Here is a 14952-nt window from a genome sequence, read left to right as displayed (position 1 = left end):
TCCACGAGAACACAGGCACTTTTTGATGCTGTTCTTAATACCCCGTGCCGCTCTCCAGCGCATTGGCCCCGCTGTCAAACCGGCCGCTGATCTGGTCGTAGAAGAGCGCACTGGCAGTCCCCATATAGGGAGACACCCACAGGCCCAAGATGCCCATGGTCAGCGCGGACAGCAGCAGCCAGCCGAAGAAGGAGAGCTCAAGCTTGAGATACTCCCACTTCCAGCCCATCATCAGCCGGGCGCTGGCACGGAGATGGCCCCGGGCACTGCCGTAAGGATCGTCCAGGAAGAGATACCAGGCCATGGCGTAGCGCAGCGTCACCCAAAAGGCATAGATCAGATACAGGACCAGCAGAATAAGCAATATGATCCCCGCCGCCAAGCCATCCCATGCAGCCAGGAACAGTACCGTGACCAGCACCAGCACCATTGCCGCGGGCAGCAGCCACAGCAGCTCGAACAGCCACAGCGTCAGGCACATCGACAGGATGCGCCCGGCCATACCGAAGCAGTCCAGCAGATCCTGAAACCCGCCGCCCTGCCGCCGGGCCAGATGCATGGTATAAGCTGTGTATCCCACTCCCAGCACCGCCGCGAAAAGGCCTGTCAGCACCGTGAGGAAGAGGACCAGCAGCATACGGCTCCCGGTCAGCAGCCCTTCCGGGTAGTAGCCCAATCCCAGCACTGCTCCCTGGACGGCCTGCCGCAGGGAGGCTCCGCCTCCGCTGAGAGCCAGCACCAGCAGCAGTTGAGGGATCAGATTGGCGGCGATCTGGTACACCAGCGTCACCAGCATGGGATGGGGCCGGACGCCCGCCATCCGGGCCCGGGCCTCCCATTTGGTCTGCACACGGTCAAATCTCATGGGGAATCTCCTCCTCATTCGGGGCGGCTATCTCCGCAAACCGGCCCGTCATCTCACCGGGCGCTCTCCGCCCGGTCACACAGTCGTAAAAATTGACGCAGGCCGCCATCCAGTAGGGCCTGACCCACAGACCGGCCAGCCCCAGCGTCACCAACGACACCAGCCACCAGCCCAGGAAGGACACCTGAAGCTCCAGAAAGTCCCACTTATGTCCCCGCATCCCGGTCACACTGCGGCGAATCGCCGCCCGCGCCCCCTCCTGGGGGTGGTCCATCAGGAAGAAGAAGGTCAGCGGATAGCGGAGGACCGTTCTTCCCAGATAGAACAGCAGGAACAGATAGGCGCTCAGCGCATAGAGCTCAGTCAGCAGCAGCCGGTCCACCAGGCGCACCGGAAACCACAGCAGGATCACCGGCAGTACCCCCAGGGCGCTCCACAGAAGAAGGCGGACTGCCAGCAGCAGCCACGTCCGCAGGACCAGCCAGGCCATGCCGAACCCGTCCAGCAGGTTCCCGGCGCCGGTATCCCATCCCCGGGCCAGACGCATCCCGTACCGCACGTAGCCCGCCGACGCCAGTACCCGGTAGAGCACGATCACCACACCCAGGAAGAGCAGGAGCCAGGGCAGCGCCGGATCGTACCGTCCTGTCAGCACCGGTCCCGTCAGACAGAGGGCCACCGCCGCCGCCGGGACAGCCAGTACCAGTATGCCATACACCAGCGACACCCATATGGGGCTGGCGCTGGAGAGGATCATGCAGGCCCGGGCGTCCAGTTTGGCTGCCCACCGGTCAAAATCCATATTCACTCCCTCCTCCGCTCTTTTCTGTGTTCATATTAAAACCTGTTAAAAAGCCTGAAACGCTTTTTATAGCGCGAAGCGCGTCAGGTTTTTATGAGACGCCGTGACGCACACATGTGCGGCACCGGCGTATGCAGCACGCGGGATTTCAAATAAAGCATTTTATTTGAAATCAGTATCAGGATACCATACCCCGGGTGGGAATGCAAGGCGGGCCCACTTTCCGGGCCAACGCAAAAGGGAGCGTGGACACGCTCCCTTTTGTATTTGATCTGCTTCCGGTCAGCGGCGGCCCCCAAAAGAACCGCCGCGGCCACCGCCGCCGAAGGAGCCTCCCCGGCCGCCTCCGCCAAAGGAACCGCCGCCCCGGCTGCCGCCGAAACTGCCGCCTCCTCTGGAGCCGCCGAAGGACCCGCCGAAGCCGCCACGGCTGCCGCCGGAGGGCCGTCCGCCGAAGGTACCGCCCCCTCTGGGGCCGCGGCTGCCCGCGCCGCCGAAGGAACTGCTGTTCCGGCTGCCCCCGGTGGGGCCGCCGTTCCCCGGCCCGAAGCCTCCCGGCCCTCTGCCGGTGGGAGGCGGGGGCGGCGCCGACCAGCGCCGGCGATACCAGCCGTACCCCGGTCCGTGCCAGAACAGGATGGGCCGGAAGATCACCGGCGGGTTGGGTACGCCGTAGTACCGCCGCCGGTACTCGTTATAGCGGTACTGGTCGGCCACCGACGCCACGATGAGACAGAATACCGCCAGTACCACCACCGTGGTAATCAGGTCCACCCCGGCGTAAGCAGGCCCATAATGCTCCTGTGCCACATTCTCACTTTGATTGCCCAGGCCGAAATTGTCCAGATACACCTCATTGAGCGCGGCATAGAAATTCAGCACCGCCGTATCCGCCTGGCCGTTTCCATACTCCCTCGACAGGATGCCGTCCAGCCGGTCCGTCACTGTCTGAGTCATGATGGTGGCAAAATCATCGCCGTAGGCAAAGTAGTAAGCCGCGTCCTCCGCAGCGATGAGGAGCACCGCGTCCCCCTCGCCCAGGCCCAGCCGGGCGCCCATGTCATAGGCGTAGTCCGCAATGTCGGTCTGGCCCGCCGTGTCCACTGCGGCCAGGGCCACCACGCTGTTATAGCGCGCGTCCCAGTTGGCGTTATAGACGTCGATCTCTTTCTCGGCAGCCGAAGAAATCAGGCCGGCCTGATCGTAGATAAACTGGTGCACATAGCCGGTGTCCAGCGTGGTATCCAGCGCCGGCTCCGGAGCCGCGCCGGAGGTGCTCCCTCCCGGCTTCCGGGCCTGACCGATCCCAATGGCGGCCAGGATCATCACCGCTGCCAGCAATATGGCCACCGGACGTTTTTGCAGTACTTTCATCGCTTCCCCTTTCCTCTATGTTATCTGTCTGACAAATGCTCTGTTAACCTCTCAGCTCCAGCAGCTTCTGCTTCAGCTCATTCCCCAAAAACGCCTTGCATTTTTGGGGGCCCCTTTTCCTTTTATCTGCTCGGGCGGAGTGAATCCGCCCGGCATCAAGGTTTTGGCTGCGCCAAAACGCTTGGATCGCGCCACCCGGCGCGTCGGCTCGCAGAACGGGCTGTCACAATACGTTTGCTTCTCTTTCGGTCTAGCCTCTCAGCTCCAGCAGCTTCTGCTTCAGCTCATTCCCCAAAAACGCCTTGCATTTTTGGGGACCCCTTTTCCTTTTATCTGCTCGGGCGGAGTGAATCCGCCCGGCATCAAGGTTTTGGCTGCGCCAAAACGCTTGGAACGCGCCACCCGGCGCGTCGGCTCGCAGAACGGGCTGTCACAATACGTTTGCTTCTCTTTCGGTCTAGCCTCTCAGCTCCAGCAGCTTTTGCTTCAGCTCGCCTTCGATCCTGCCCAGCTCGGCTTCCGCCTCCTTGCGCTTTTGTGCGCCGTCCTGCTGGATCTTCATGACCTCGTCCAGGGTGGAAATGAGCTGCTGGTTGGTGTGCTGCAGGGTCTGGATGTCCACCACGCTGCGCTCGGCCTCCCGTGCCGTCTCGATGGTGCCCATCTTCAGCATATCGGCGTTCTTCTTGAGCAGTTCGTTGGTCATATTGGTCACGGCGCTCTGGGCCGCGGTGGCCTGGCGGGAGTGCTCCAGACCCAGGGCCAGCACCATCTGGCTCTTCCACAGGGGGATGGTATTCACCAGGGAGGACTGGATTTTCTCCAGCATCAGGGCGTCGTTGTTCTGGATCAGGCGGGTCTGGGGGCCCATCTGAATGGAGACCATGCGGGTCAGTTCCAGGTCATGGAGCTTCTTCTCAAAGCGGTTGCACATGTTGGCCATATCGTTATAGGCCTGGGCATCCTCCTGGCTGCCGGTGGCGGCAGCCTTTTTCTTCAGCTCCTCCAGCTCTCCTGCGCGCACCTGCTGCAGGCGCTTCTTGCCCGCCAGGATATACATGGTCAGTTCCTTGTAGTACTTGGTGTTCAGATCGTACATCTGGTCCAGCATGGCCACATCCTTCATCAGGGTGACCTGGTGCTTCTCCAGCATGGCGGCGATCTTGTCCACGTTGGTCTCGGCCTTGGAGTAGGCGATCTTCATCTCTTCCAGTTCGTCCTTCTTCTTTTGGAAGAAACCCAGGATACCGCCCTTCTTCTCCTCAGGCGTACCCACATGCTTGAGCTCCACCACCAGGGCGGAGAGGGCGTCGCCCACCTCGCCCAGATCCTTGGTCCGCACTGCGTTCAGGGCGTTCTCCGAGAAGGAGGCGATGTTCTTCTGGGCGGCGGCGCCGTACTGAAGGACCACGTTGGAGTCGGTGATGTCGATCTTCTGGGCAAAGTCGTCCACCATCTTCCGCTCGGCCTCGCTGAGGCGGCTCTCGTCCAGCTTGATGGCGTTGGCATCCCGCTCCTCCTGCGCCGCGGCCTCAGCGGCGGCGGGGGTGGGATCCAGGGTCAGGGAGGGGGCCGCGGGTGCCTGGGCCGTAGCGGTATCCAGGTTGGGAGACAGGGTGAGCTCAGGCATCATATCATTGTTATCAGGCATGGTGATCGTCCTTTCTGTCCTCATTTATCTACTCTCGGTATTAAAGTGTATTTCAAATTACATTCCGGACTGCATTTGCTGACCGCTCAGCCCCTCTCCCGCCAGCATCTGCTCCAGCACAGTGATGTCGGTGGAGATGTCCAGGGCCTCGTCCCCGAAGAGGGCGTCCAGCTGCCGGTCGAAGGCGGTGACGATGGTATCCATCATGGTCTCGATCTTGCCCATGGTCCCGTCGATATTGGTTCCCGACACCCCGGCGCTGTCCATGCGGTCATAGGCGTTGAGGAGCTTGAGGGTGGTGGGGAGGTAGTAGTTGAGGAATTTTCGGATCTGGGGCTTTTTTTCGGGATGGGCCACCACATAGTCGATGATCTTGCCGGTGACCTCCTCCAGATGGTCGATCTGGCGGGAGAGCTTCTCGTCCCGGATGGCTTCGTTCAGGCGGCGCATCTCGCCAAGGGCCTTCTCCTTCTCCTCCACCAGGGCGTCCAGCTCCGGGTCTCCGGTCTTTTTGCTCTTTTGGGGGGCCGGCTCCTCCTTTGTCTCCTTTGCCGCCTTCCCTCCGACGGGCTCCTGTTCTCCGGTCAGGATCACCCGGTCCTTCCAGATGGCGTATCTTCCCACAAGGTAGACCGCCAGCGACGCCGCGGCGGCCAGCACATAGTGCACCGGCCGGTACAGGGGCAGCAGCAGCGCCCAGGCCAGCCAGACCGCCCCCACGGCATAGATGGGGGCCACCGATTTTTTGATGATCCTTGCCATTCGCATTTCCTCCAAAAATGAGCCCATGTTTCCAGTTTATTTCATTGTACCTTTCCATGCCAGGAGTGTCAAGAACACGTTGACTTTGGTGGAAAAACTCATTATGATATAGATAATATGCCTTTACAGAGGATAAAATAAGGAACTTTCGCAACGGCCACGGCATTCTCCGCTCCCCCGGACGCGGAATATCCATCCGCTGTGAAGACCGAGAGGGGAATCGCACATGCTCACGCTCAATGAATTCAAAGCCGCCCGCAGCGTCCTGTCGGGGGTCATCCTCAACACCAACCTGATCTACAGCCCGGCCCTGAGCAAATCCACGGGCAACAACATCTACATCAAGCCCGAGAACATGCAGGTCACCGGCGCCTACAAGATCCGGGGCGCCTATTATAAAATCAGCACCCTGTCGGAGGAGGAGCGCGCCCGGGGCCTCATCACCGCCTCCGCCGGCAACCACGCCCAGGGCGTGGCCTACGCCGCCCAGGCCGCCGGGGTCAAGGCCACCATCGTCATGCCCACCACCACGCCTCTGGTGAAGGTCAACAACACCAAGGACTACGGCGCCGAGGTCATCCTCCACGGCGAGACCTTTGACGACGCCGCCGCCCTCTGCGCCAAGCTGGCCGAGGAACGCCAGCTCACCTATGTCCACCCCTTCAACGACCCGGCCATCGCCACCGGCCAGGGCACCATCTCCTATGAGATCTTCCAGGACCTGCCCGATGTGGACATCATTCTGGTCCCCATCGGCGGCGGCGGACTGGCCACCGGCGTGTCCACCCTGGCCAAGCTGCTCAACCCCAACGTCACCGTCATCGGTGTGGAGCCCGCCGGCGCCGCCAGCATGAAGGCCAGCCTGGAGGCCGGCCACGTGGTCACCCTGCCCACCATCAATACCATTGCCGACGGCGTGGCCGTCAAGACCCCCGGCGACAAGATCTTCCCCTACATTCAGAAGAACATCGATGACATCATCACCATCCATGATGACGAGCTGGTGGATGCCTTCCTGGACATGATGGAGCGGCATAAGATGATCGTGGAGAACGCGGGACTCCTCCCCATCGCCGCCCTGCACCACCTCAGCTGCAAGGGCAAAAACATCGTGCCTGTCCTCTCCGGCGGCAATATGGATGTGATCACCATCTCCTCCCTGGTGCAGCATGGCCTCATCAACCGGGGCCGGGTGTTCACCTTCTCGGTGCTCCTGCCCGACCGCCCCGGCGAGCTGGTCCGGGTGGCCGAGATCGTGGCCCGGGAGAACGGCAACATCATCAAGCTGGAGCACAACCAGTTCGTCAACATCAACCGCCAGGCCGGCGTGGAACTGAAGGTCACCACCGAGGCCTTCGGCCACGCCCACAAGAATGCCATTCTGGACGCCTTCAAGGCCGCGGGGTACGACGCCCGTGTGGTGAACACCGTCCTGTAAGCGTTCTGCCGCCGGCCGCCGGCTGGCTGCCGGCGGCCGGTCATCTCAAGCGGCGCGCGGCCGGGTTCGGTCCGGCCGGGCCCCCGCGGGCCGGGGAGAGCCTCCGGCCGGCCCGCCGCGCGGACGGCATGCCATCCTGCCGCATGCCCTATCCTATGCCGCCCCGCCGCCGGGGGTGCGCCCGGTGCTATTCCCCAGTGTAGCAGAGAGCGTTTACTTTTGGGTGAATAAATGATAAAATTTAGGTGAAAATTTCTGCGCTTTTCCGCGGCCTGCGGGCGCAGGACGATTCTGAAAGGAACGGTGATCTCCGTGGTCAAGATCGCTCCCTCCATTCTCTCCGCCGACTTCGTCAATCTGGAGCGGGACATCAGGCGTGTCTCCTCCGCGGACTGGCTCCATGTGGATGTGATGGACGGCATGTTCGTCCCCAACATCACCATCGGCGTCCCGGTGGTCAAGTCCATCCGTAAATGCACCGACATGTTTCTGGACGTACACCTGATGATCGACAAACCTGTGCGCTATATCGAGGCTTTCGCCAAGGCGGGGGCCGACCTGCTCTCGGTCCATCTGGAGGCCGATGGTCCCTCCGGCATTGCCGCCGCCCTCCGCGCCATGGAGGACTGCGGCGTCAAAAAGGCGGTGGCCCTGCGGCCCATCACCTCTCCCCGGGCCGTGCTGCCCTATCTGGAGCAGCTGGATATGGTGCTGGTCATGACGGTGGAGCCCGGCTTCGGCGGCCAGTCCTTTATGGCCGACCAGCTGGACACCATCCGCCAGGTCCGCTCCCTCATCCGCCAGTACAACCCCGCCTGCCGGCTGGAGGTGGACGGCGGCATCAACCCAGAGACCGCCCGCCGGGTAGTTGCCGCCGGAGCCGACACACTGGTGGCCGGCTCTGCCGTGTACGGCGCGGCCGACCCCGCGCTGGCCATCGCCGCGCTGCGGGGGTAATACTCGTCCCAATCCGGGGGCGGCTCTGAGGCCGCCCCCTTTTCACCGGAGGTCTTGTCCATGCAGTATTTTCCCCTCGCCCTGGAGACCCTCACCGAGCAGTTTGCCCGGCTCCCCGGCATCGGCCGCAAGAGCGCCCAGCGCCTGGCCTTTTTTGTCCTCTCCCAGAGTACGGATGAGGTACAGGCCTTTGCCGACGCCCTGCTGGATGCCAAGCGCTCCATCTCCCTGTGCCCTGTGTGCCAGAACCTGACCGAGGGGGAGGGCCCCTGCGCCCTGTGCTCCAGCACCAAGCGGGACCGGAGCGTCATCTGCGTGGTGGCCAGCCCCAAGGACGTGATCGCCATTGAGCGGGCCAAGGAGTACGACGGGCTCTACCACGTGCTCCACGGTGTCATCTCCCCCATGAACCACGTGGGGCCCGACGACCTGCACATCAGGGAGCTGGTGGAGCGGGTGGCCGGAGGTGAGGTACGGGAGGTCATCATGGCCACCAACCCGGACACTGAGGGCGAGGCCACCGCCATGTACCTCTCCCGGCTTTTGAAGCCCTTCCACGTCAAGGTCACCCGCCTGGCCTACGGCATCCCCGTGGGCAGCCATCTGGAGTACACCGACGACGCCACCCTTATGCGGGCCCTGGAGGGCCGCAGGGAGATCTGATTCCAAAATGTAAAAAGTCTGTGCGTTTCTGCGCACAGACTTTTTTATATGTCCTTTGATTGACCGGACCGCTCAGTCCACTGTCATCTCCCCGGCCAGGCTGGTCTGAAAGCCCCGGCGGACCTCCTCCGGGTCGCCGGTCTGGCCCAGGAGCCACATGAGCTTGGTCACAGCGGCCTCGGTGGTCATGTCCCGCCCCTGGAGCACACCCTGCTCCAGGGCCCGGCGGCCCACCTCGTACACCGAGAAATTGCTGGGCTCGTACAAACACTGGCTGCACACCACCACCGACACCCCGGCCCCGGCCGCCTTCTGGAGCTTGGCCACCAGGTCCCGGCGGACAAAGTGGAGCCCGCCGGCGCCGAAGGCCTCGATGACGATGCCCCGGTAGTGCATCTGGAGCAGCATGTCAAAGATCTCCGGGTCCACCCCCGGCGTCAGCTTCATCAAAAACACACGGGGAGAGAGGGCATCGCGCAGGACGCATAGCTCTCCGGTAGCCGGGGGCAGGGCGGCACGGTTCAGGTCCAGCCCGCCCCCCGACGCCTGGGCCACATAGGGCCAGTTCACGCTCTCAAAGGCGTCGAACCCCGTGGTCCGGGTCTTGACCGCCCGGGTGCCCAGGATCACCTTTCGGTTGAAGGCCACAAAGACCCCGCCCACCCCGCTCTCCGCCATGGCTAGGGCCAGACGCAGGTTCTCCTGCCCGTCGGACAGTGGGTGCTCGATGGGCAGCTGGGAGCCGGTAAGTACCACCGGGATGCCGATTCCCCGCACCATGAAGGACAAAATGGCGGCGGTATAGGCCATGGTGTCAGTACCATGTGTTATCACGATGCCGTCATATTCCTCTCTGGCATCAAACACATGCTGGGCAATGAGCTGCCACTCCTCAGGCTGGATATTGGAGCTGTCCATCCGCAGCACATCCCGCACGGTGATGTCATACCGCGCCAGCACGGCAGCGGGCAGCAGATCGGTAAGGGCCTCCCCGTCCAGTCCGGGGGCCAGGCCCTCCGCCGTGGGCTGGGAGGCGATGGTGCCGCCGGTGGCCAGCAGCAGCAGCTTTTTCCGTTCCATTAAAACTCCTTTGCCGCCCGGACACACCGCTCCATGGCGTCGGCCATGATGGCCTCCGGGTCGTTGGTGACGATGTCCAGGCCGTCGGCGGCGATACATTTGAATTCAGGGATCTGGAAATTGTAGCAGATAGCCTTAAGCTGGTTGGCGCCCATCTCCTGCCACTGGACCTCGGGGGAAGAGAAGTCGCCGCCCCGGGTGGTGATGAAGAGCATCTTTTTTGCCTTGCAAAGGCCGTGCTTCACGCCGTCCTCATCGTAGTAGAAGGTCAGGTTCACGCCGGACACCCGCTCCAGATAGATCCGCAGCACCGCAGGGTAGGACTGCTCCCAGAAGGGGGCGGCGATGACCAGCTTGTCCGCGCCGGTGAACTGGTGGGACACGTCGAACATGGGATCATCGGTCTGCCCCGCGGCCAGAAGGGCCTCCTGCTTTTCCAGCAGCTCGGGGTAGAGGGGCTCCAGCCACTGGTGGCACACGTCCCGCTCGGTGATCTCATCCTCCGGGTGGATGGCGGCGTACTCCGCCAGGAAATGGCGGGCCAGCTTCAGCGTGCGGGACTGCTCGCCCCGGACGCAGGCATTGATAAAAAGAACTTTTGCCATGGGACTCACGCTCCTAAATTCAGCTGTGAAACTATTGTATCAAGGATGTCTTCATCCGTAAAGTCCAGATCCGCCGCCAGCCGCGCCACGGTGGTCCCGCCGCGCAGCACAAGGCAGTCTCCCCGCTCGTACCGGAGCAAAACGGCCTCCACTCCTTCCGGCGGCTCCAGCCGGAGGGCTGTGCCCTCCCCCGCGCCGCAGATCACCTTCCGGGTCTGGTCCCGGTCCGCTTTGGCACTCAGTTCCTGAAAAATATCCTCGGCCAGCCAGGGCCAGCGGGCGTCATACCGCTCGCTCCACAGCAGCCCGTCCCCGCCCATGGTCTGGATGAGCTTCAGCTTCCGCACGAAAGGGCCCTCTTCCATCCACAGCACATCGCCGGGTCTGTCCCGGCCCCCCAGACAGGCCGCGGTGACCAGAGGGCGTCCCTCTACCTCCAAGGCGGCACGTTCCAGCGGCACCTCCCGCCGCGGCCCGCTGTTCCCCATGCTCAGCAGCAGGACCAGCAGCAGAGCCGTCCAGATGACCCAGTCCAGCCGTCCCCGGAGGAGCGCTCCCGTCACCCCGGGAACAGGCATCTGCTCGCCCCGCGTCCGGGCACGGCGGCACGCCCGTCCATACCGCCAGGCGTGGAAGGCAAGGTACAGGTTCCAGCCCACCAGCACCGCCAGCAGTCCCAGCAGCGCCATGGCCCGCAGGTCCAGAAAGGCCTCGAACCAGTAGGCCGCACCCCCCATGCCCCACCGGAGGGCGGCGTTGATCCCCATGGCCAGGATGGGGGTGAGGGCGGCAGAGATCATGGGCCGCACCGCTGCCTTTTGCAGGTGTTCCTCCTCCAGCGACCGGTCGGTCTGCAGGGGCGCGGGGTTCTGTCCGGGCGCCGATTTGAAGAGAAAGAGGCCGCCGGTCTCCCCCACTTTCTCCCACCCGGCGTCAGCGCATAGGGTCAGATATGTCTCGATCTGTCCCTCGTCTCCCTCCATCCGCTCGGCAGCGTAACGCACCTGTGTGTGCTCCAGAGGGAAAAAGACGGCCAGCCAGGGCCAGATGATCTTCTCCAGCTCCCAGCCCCGGGCCTTCCACCCCTCCAGCCAGGCCTCCGCCGCCCGGCAGTCCGAGGGCTGGAAGCGAAAGAACGCATACCGCCGCTTCATATTTTCACCCCAATTCCAGTTTTTCCGTGATAGATGTCAGATATTCCGGTTTCCGCAGGTCGGGCTCCGGTCCGTCCATACAGTTCGTACCCACCAGGGCCACCGTCCGCCCCTGCCGCAGCAGCAGGAAGGCCCCGTCCTCCGTGGCCCACCCCTCATCCACGCCCAGGTCCGCGGGCTGAAAGTGCAAAACGCCGTACGCCATCCGGCTGCGCTCTCCGCAGTCCCGGCGGATGCTCCCGGCCAGCAGGGAGGCGTATCCCTCAGTCACGCAGGTATACCGGTCGCACCAGATATACCGGCAGCCATCCTCATCCCGGATCTGCTCCAAGTACCGGCCCCCCCGGACCGGGAGGGACCACACCGGCTCCCAGGAGAGGTAACAGACCGCCGCTGGGTCCTCGCCCAGCACCTCGGCCATGACCACCGGCCTCTCCCGCAGCTCCGGCCGGCGGTCCGCCACCTCCCGGCCGCTGTAGCCGCCAAAGGCCCCTATGCCCAATTCCAGCAGGTAGAACACCAGATAAGCGGTCATCAGCGCTTTGGGCAGCAGGGACCAGGTGCCGTAGAGCCGGGGCCAGAAGGTCTTTGGTCCGGCGGTCTGCCCGCCCCGTCTCCGCTGCCGCCACCGCCGCAGGTGATAAACGGGGTCCCATATCAGGCTTACCGCCAGTACCACCAGGCTGGCTGCCAGCAGCAGTGCGCCGGTGCTGCACAGCAGCTCATAAGAGGGCCGGGCCCGCAGGCCCCCTTCGCCGCCCCAGGCCACCGCCCACAACACCCCCAGCAACGCCAGCATAACCACGCCCAGCAGGGTATCCAGCAGGTCCCGCCGGATCACCCGCCGCCAGAAGGTCTCCTCCTCCAGCCCGCGGTCGGTCTGGAGCGGGGCCGGGTCGCACACCGGCCGGGCGGCAAAGACGGCCATGCCCCGCACCCAGGTCACATAGTCCCACCCGCTGTCGGCACAGAGCCGGAGATACTCGTCACCGTCCCAGATGCCGTCCACTTCCCGGTGGAGGTCCACACAGTGGCGCACACGCTCCTGCCCGCTCCGCTCGAAGCGGGCGATGCAGCCCAGATGGATGCCTTTCAGCCGCCAGCCCATGGCCCCCTGCCGGTCCAGCCAGGCCTGGGCCGCCCGGTAATCCACCGCGCAAAACGGGAAATATCCCAGCTTCCAGTTCATAGTGTCCCTCCCTGCCCCTCGCCGCTCAGGGCCCGCTCCATATCGTGGGCCTGACGGCGGATGCGGTCGTACTCCGTCCGGAGCACCCGCTCCCCTTCTGCCGTCAGACAGTAGTACTTCCGACTCTCTTCAGTCCGGGTCCGGGTGATGAGCCCGTCCTTCTCAAACCGCTCCAGCAGAGCGTACAGCGTCCCGGCGCCCACGCGCACCCGGCCGCCGGTGAGGGCGAAGATATACTGCATGGCCCCGTAGCCGTGCCGCTCCTCCCGCAGGGCCAGCAGCACGTAAAACATCTGCTCGGTCAGCGTATCCAGTTTTTTGCGCGCCACAGTCCCGCCCCCTCTCCGTTTCTGTCTCCATAATATATTGATATTCGATATATGTCAAGCAAAAAAAGGAAGCCCAAGCGGGCTTCCCTCTGTTTCTCATTTTTCCGGATTGGGCAGCAGCCGGAACCAGCGGCTCTGTACCCTGGTCTCCCGGAACCCGGTCCGCTCATAAAGTGTCCGTGCACGCCGGTTGTCGCTGGCCACCAGCAGCTGGCAGTTTTCATAGCCCCGGGCTGCCAGCTCCGCCATGGCGGCGTGGAGCAGCGCCCGGCCCAGTCCCTTTCCCCGGCAGCGGGGCAGCAGGCCAATGCCCTCGATCTCCGGCAGCCGGCAGGACAGGTCCAGCTCACAGACCCCCACCGGCTCCCCCTCCGCCAGAGCGAAGGCGGTCACATGCTCCGGCCCCTGCCGCTCCTCGAGTTCCTCCGGGCCATAGGTGGCGGAGTTGGGCATATCGAAAAAGCTCTCGTTATGGAGGGCCAGCCATTCCTCCTGCCGCGCCCCGGTCAGAGGCTCCAGGCGGACCCCACCTCCCTCAGGCAGTGACGAAAGCCCGCGCTCCATCCGCACCATCTCCCGGACAAGCCGCAGGGAATACTCCGGATAGTCTCCCTCCCGCAGAAGAAGCGCAGGGTCGGAGGACGTTACAAAAATCTCTTTCGCGCCCTGAGCGGAGAGGTTTTCCAGCTCCTGCCGCAGTACTCTCCCCGCCTGCTCCACATCGCAGCGCCGCAGGGCAATGTAGGCCTTGCCTTTCAAGCCGATCTCACGATCATATACCTCATAGATCGGTTCCATAATTCCCCCCTTCAGGCCACAGCCGCACCGGCACCTCCCGGTCCATGACCAGGGAGTCCGGTGTGACCCGGCACTCCACCGCCAGTACCCGGACCCCCGCCCGGGCCGCCCGCCGCAGCGCCGCGCCAAAGGCCGGGTGTGTCTCGTCGTTGGGGGCCAGGTCCTTCATCCCCGCCATCTGGAGCACGAAGCACACCGCTGCCTCATATCCCGCCGCCCGGCAGGCCATCAGCTCCTCCAGATGCTTCACGCCCCGTTCCGTGGGGGCGTCCGGGAAGCGGGCGTGGCCGTTCGCCTCCAGTGTGACTCCTTTTACTTCCACAAAGCCCTGCCGTTTTGTGAATAACTCCTCCGCTTCCCAGTAGAAATCCAGCCGCGAGGAACCGAATACCGTCTCGGGGCGCAACAGGGTCAGCCCGGACACAAAATGCCCCGCCCGGGCCCATTCCGCAAAGACCGTGTTTGGAGCCTGGGCGTCCATGTTGATGAGCAGACCGTCCTTATCCACCGCGATGAGGTCGTATTTGGTCTTGCGCTCCGGCTTGTCCGACCGCTCCAGATAGACGGTGCATCCGGGCACCAGCAGCTCCCGGCAGCGGCCGGTGTTCTTCACATGGACGGTCTCCAGACGGCCCTCCAGTTCCACATGGGCGATGAACCGGTTGGGCCGTGCCCGAAAGATGCCGCGCGTGATATGTTGATACTGCATATGATCACTCCTCTTCGGGGAGTATGCAAAAAACGGACAGTCAGTTGACTGTCCGTTCCTTGTGTCGGCATTACCTATCTTCCCGGTCCGTCTCCAGACAAGTATTTTCGGCGCAGGTGAGCTTAACTTCCGTGTTCGGGATGGGAACGGGTGGACCCTCACCGCAATCAACACCGACTGCTATCTCAACCGCTCTCGCGGTCAAAATACAACCTTATTCTATTCAATTAAATTGGTGACCCGTACCGGATTCGAACCGATGTTAACGGCGTGAGAGGCCGCTGTCTTAACCACTTGACCAACGGGCCATTGGTGCACCTTCAGGGATTCGAACCCGGGACCCACTGATTAAGAGTCAGTTGCTCTACCAACTGAGCTAAAGGTGCAAACTTTCTTTCGAGAAAGAAAGTTTGCAAAGAAAGTTTTGTACGCTTCCTGCACTTCTTTCTCAAAAAGCGGGGCACTTCCTGCACCCTCAAAACCGAACAATGTAGTTGATTTCACACTCCGCAAGCGCCTGCATTGCTTCTTGTTAAGGTCAAGCCCTCGGCTTATTAGTACCGGTCAGCTGCATGT

15 protein-coding genes, 2 tRNA genes and 1 rRNA gene are annotated in these 14952 nt (G+C 63.1%); 3 read left to right on the top strand and 15 right to left on the bottom strand.

Features of this window, described 5'->3' with window-relative positions:
• Positions 1-34: 34 nt before the first annotated feature.
• The 5 genes from ACTNBZ_RS11895 to ACTNBZ_RS11875 all read right to left on the bottom strand — a co-directional run bounded on the left by ACTNBZ_RS11895 (position 35) and on the right by ACTNBZ_RS11875 (position 5454).
• Positions 35-865, bottom strand: coding sequence for a DUF975 family protein (locus tag ACTNBZ_RS11895; protein ID WP_441210137.1), 831 nt, complete (start codon positions 863-865; stop codon positions 35-37).
• A complete protein-coding gene (locus tag ACTNBZ_RS11890; protein WP_441210135.1) occupies positions 855-1667 on the bottom strand; it encodes a DUF975 family protein in 813 nt (270 codons plus the stop codon). The genes ACTNBZ_RS11895 and ACTNBZ_RS11890 overlap by 11 nt, the downstream gene beginning before the upstream one ends.
• Before the next feature lie 282 nt (positions 1668-1949).
• The gene (locus ACTNBZ_RS11885) at positions 1950-3041 is read right to left on the bottom strand and encodes a TPM domain-containing protein (RefSeq protein ID WP_441210134.1); all 1092 of its coding nucleotides are present in this window, start codon (positions 3039-3041) and stop codon (positions 1950-1952) included.
• A 457-nt stretch (positions 3042-3498) separates the two neighbouring features.
• Positions 3499-4692 (bottom strand): toxic anion resistance protein, encoded by a 1194-nt coding sequence (locus tag ACTNBZ_RS11880; protein WP_441210132.1) that lies wholly within the window; start codon positions 4690-4692, stop codon positions 3499-3501.
• Positions 4693-4749: 57 nt separating this feature from the next.
• On the bottom strand, positions 4750-5454 hold the full coding sequence (locus ACTNBZ_RS11875) for a 5-bromo-4-chloroindolyl phosphate hydrolysis family protein (protein WP_441210130.1): 705 nt from the start codon (positions 5452-5454) through the stop codon (positions 4750-4752).
• Between the two features lie 226 nt (positions 5455-5680).
• Between ACTNBZ_RS11875 and ilvA the strand changes: the two genes are divergently transcribed.
• The 3 genes from ilvA (at position 5681) to recR (ending at position 8512) form a co-directional block, all read left to right on the top strand.
• Positions 5681-6892, top strand: a complete 1212-nt coding sequence (gene ilvA, locus ACTNBZ_RS11870) for a threonine ammonia-lyase (protein WP_441210128.1) — start codon at positions 5681-5683, stop codon at positions 6890-6892.
• A 312-nt stretch (positions 6893-7204) separates the two neighbouring features.
• Positions 7205-7849, top strand: coding sequence for a ribulose-phosphate 3-epimerase (rpe, locus tag ACTNBZ_RS11865; protein ID WP_441210126.1), 645 nt, complete (start codon positions 7205-7207; stop codon positions 7847-7849).
• A 60-nt stretch (positions 7850-7909) separates the two neighbouring features.
• Positions 7910-8512, top strand: coding sequence for a recombination mediator RecR (recR, locus tag ACTNBZ_RS11860; protein ID WP_441210124.1), 603 nt, complete (start codon positions 7910-7912; stop codon positions 8510-8512).
• 72 nt (positions 8513-8584) lie between these two features.
• Here recR and ACTNBZ_RS11855 read toward each other — a convergent pair whose 3' ends face one another.
• The 10 genes from ACTNBZ_RS11855 to ACTNBZ_RS11810 all read right to left on the bottom strand — a co-directional run bounded on the left by ACTNBZ_RS11855 (position 8585) and on the right by ACTNBZ_RS11810 (position 14762).
• Positions 8585-9592, bottom strand: coding sequence for an asparaginase (locus tag ACTNBZ_RS11855; RefSeq protein ID WP_441210122.1), 1008 nt, complete (start codon positions 9590-9592; stop codon positions 8585-8587).
• Entirely contained in the window at positions 9592-10197 is a 606-nt protein-coding gene (locus ACTNBZ_RS11850) for an NAD(P)H-dependent oxidoreductase (protein WP_441210120.1), read from the bottom strand. Before ACTNBZ_RS11850 ends, ACTNBZ_RS11855 begins: the two co-directional genes overlap by 1 nt.
• Positions 10198-10202: 5 nt before the next feature.
• The gene (locus ACTNBZ_RS11845; RefSeq protein ID WP_441210118.1) at positions 10203-11351 is read right to left on the bottom strand and encodes a DUF2812 domain-containing protein; all 1149 of its coding nucleotides are present in this window, start codon (positions 11349-11351) and stop codon (positions 10203-10205) included.
• A gap of 4 nt (positions 11352-11355) precedes the next feature.
• The gene (locus ACTNBZ_RS11840) at positions 11356-12540 is read right to left on the bottom strand and encodes a DUF2812 domain-containing protein (RefSeq protein WP_441210116.1); all 1185 of its coding nucleotides are present in this window, start codon (positions 12538-12540) and stop codon (positions 11356-11358) included.
• On the bottom strand, positions 12537-12869 hold the full coding sequence (locus ACTNBZ_RS11835; RefSeq protein WP_441210114.1) for a PadR family transcriptional regulator: 333 nt from the start codon (positions 12867-12869) through the stop codon (positions 12537-12539). Before ACTNBZ_RS11835 ends, ACTNBZ_RS11840 begins: the two co-directional genes overlap by 4 nt.
• Before the next feature lie 96 nt (positions 12870-12965).
• A complete protein-coding gene (locus ACTNBZ_RS11830; RefSeq protein WP_441210112.1) occupies positions 12966-13667 on the bottom strand; it encodes a GNAT family N-acetyltransferase in 702 nt (233 codons plus the stop codon).
• The gene (sfsA, locus tag ACTNBZ_RS11825; RefSeq protein WP_441210110.1) at positions 13651-14376 is read right to left on the bottom strand and encodes a DNA/RNA nuclease SfsA; all 726 of its coding nucleotides are present in this window, start codon (positions 14374-14376) and stop codon (positions 13651-13653) included. The genes ACTNBZ_RS11830 and sfsA overlap by 17 nt, the downstream gene beginning before the upstream one ends.
• Before the next feature lie 62 nt (positions 14377-14438).
• Positions 14439-14554: ribosomal RNA gene (rrf, locus tag ACTNBZ_RS11820) — 5S ribosomal RNA — on the bottom strand.
• Between the two features lie 55 nt (positions 14555-14609).
• A tRNA-Glu gene (locus tag ACTNBZ_RS11815) sits at positions 14610-14684 on the bottom strand.
• A 2-nt stretch (positions 14685-14686) separates the two neighbouring features.
• Positions 14687-14762, bottom strand: a tRNA-Lys gene (locus ACTNBZ_RS11810).
• Positions 14763-14952 lie beyond the last annotated feature (190 nt).

It is taken from the genome of Pseudoflavonifractor sp. HCP28S3_F10, assembly GCF_052065415.1.
In the GTDB taxonomy this organism is placed as follows: Bacteria; Bacillota; Clostridia; order Oscillospirales; family Oscillospiraceae; genus Pseudoflavonifractor_A.
The sequence above is the reverse complement of the archived record's forward strand: the minus strand, read 5'-3'. Positions and strand labels throughout refer to the sequence as shown.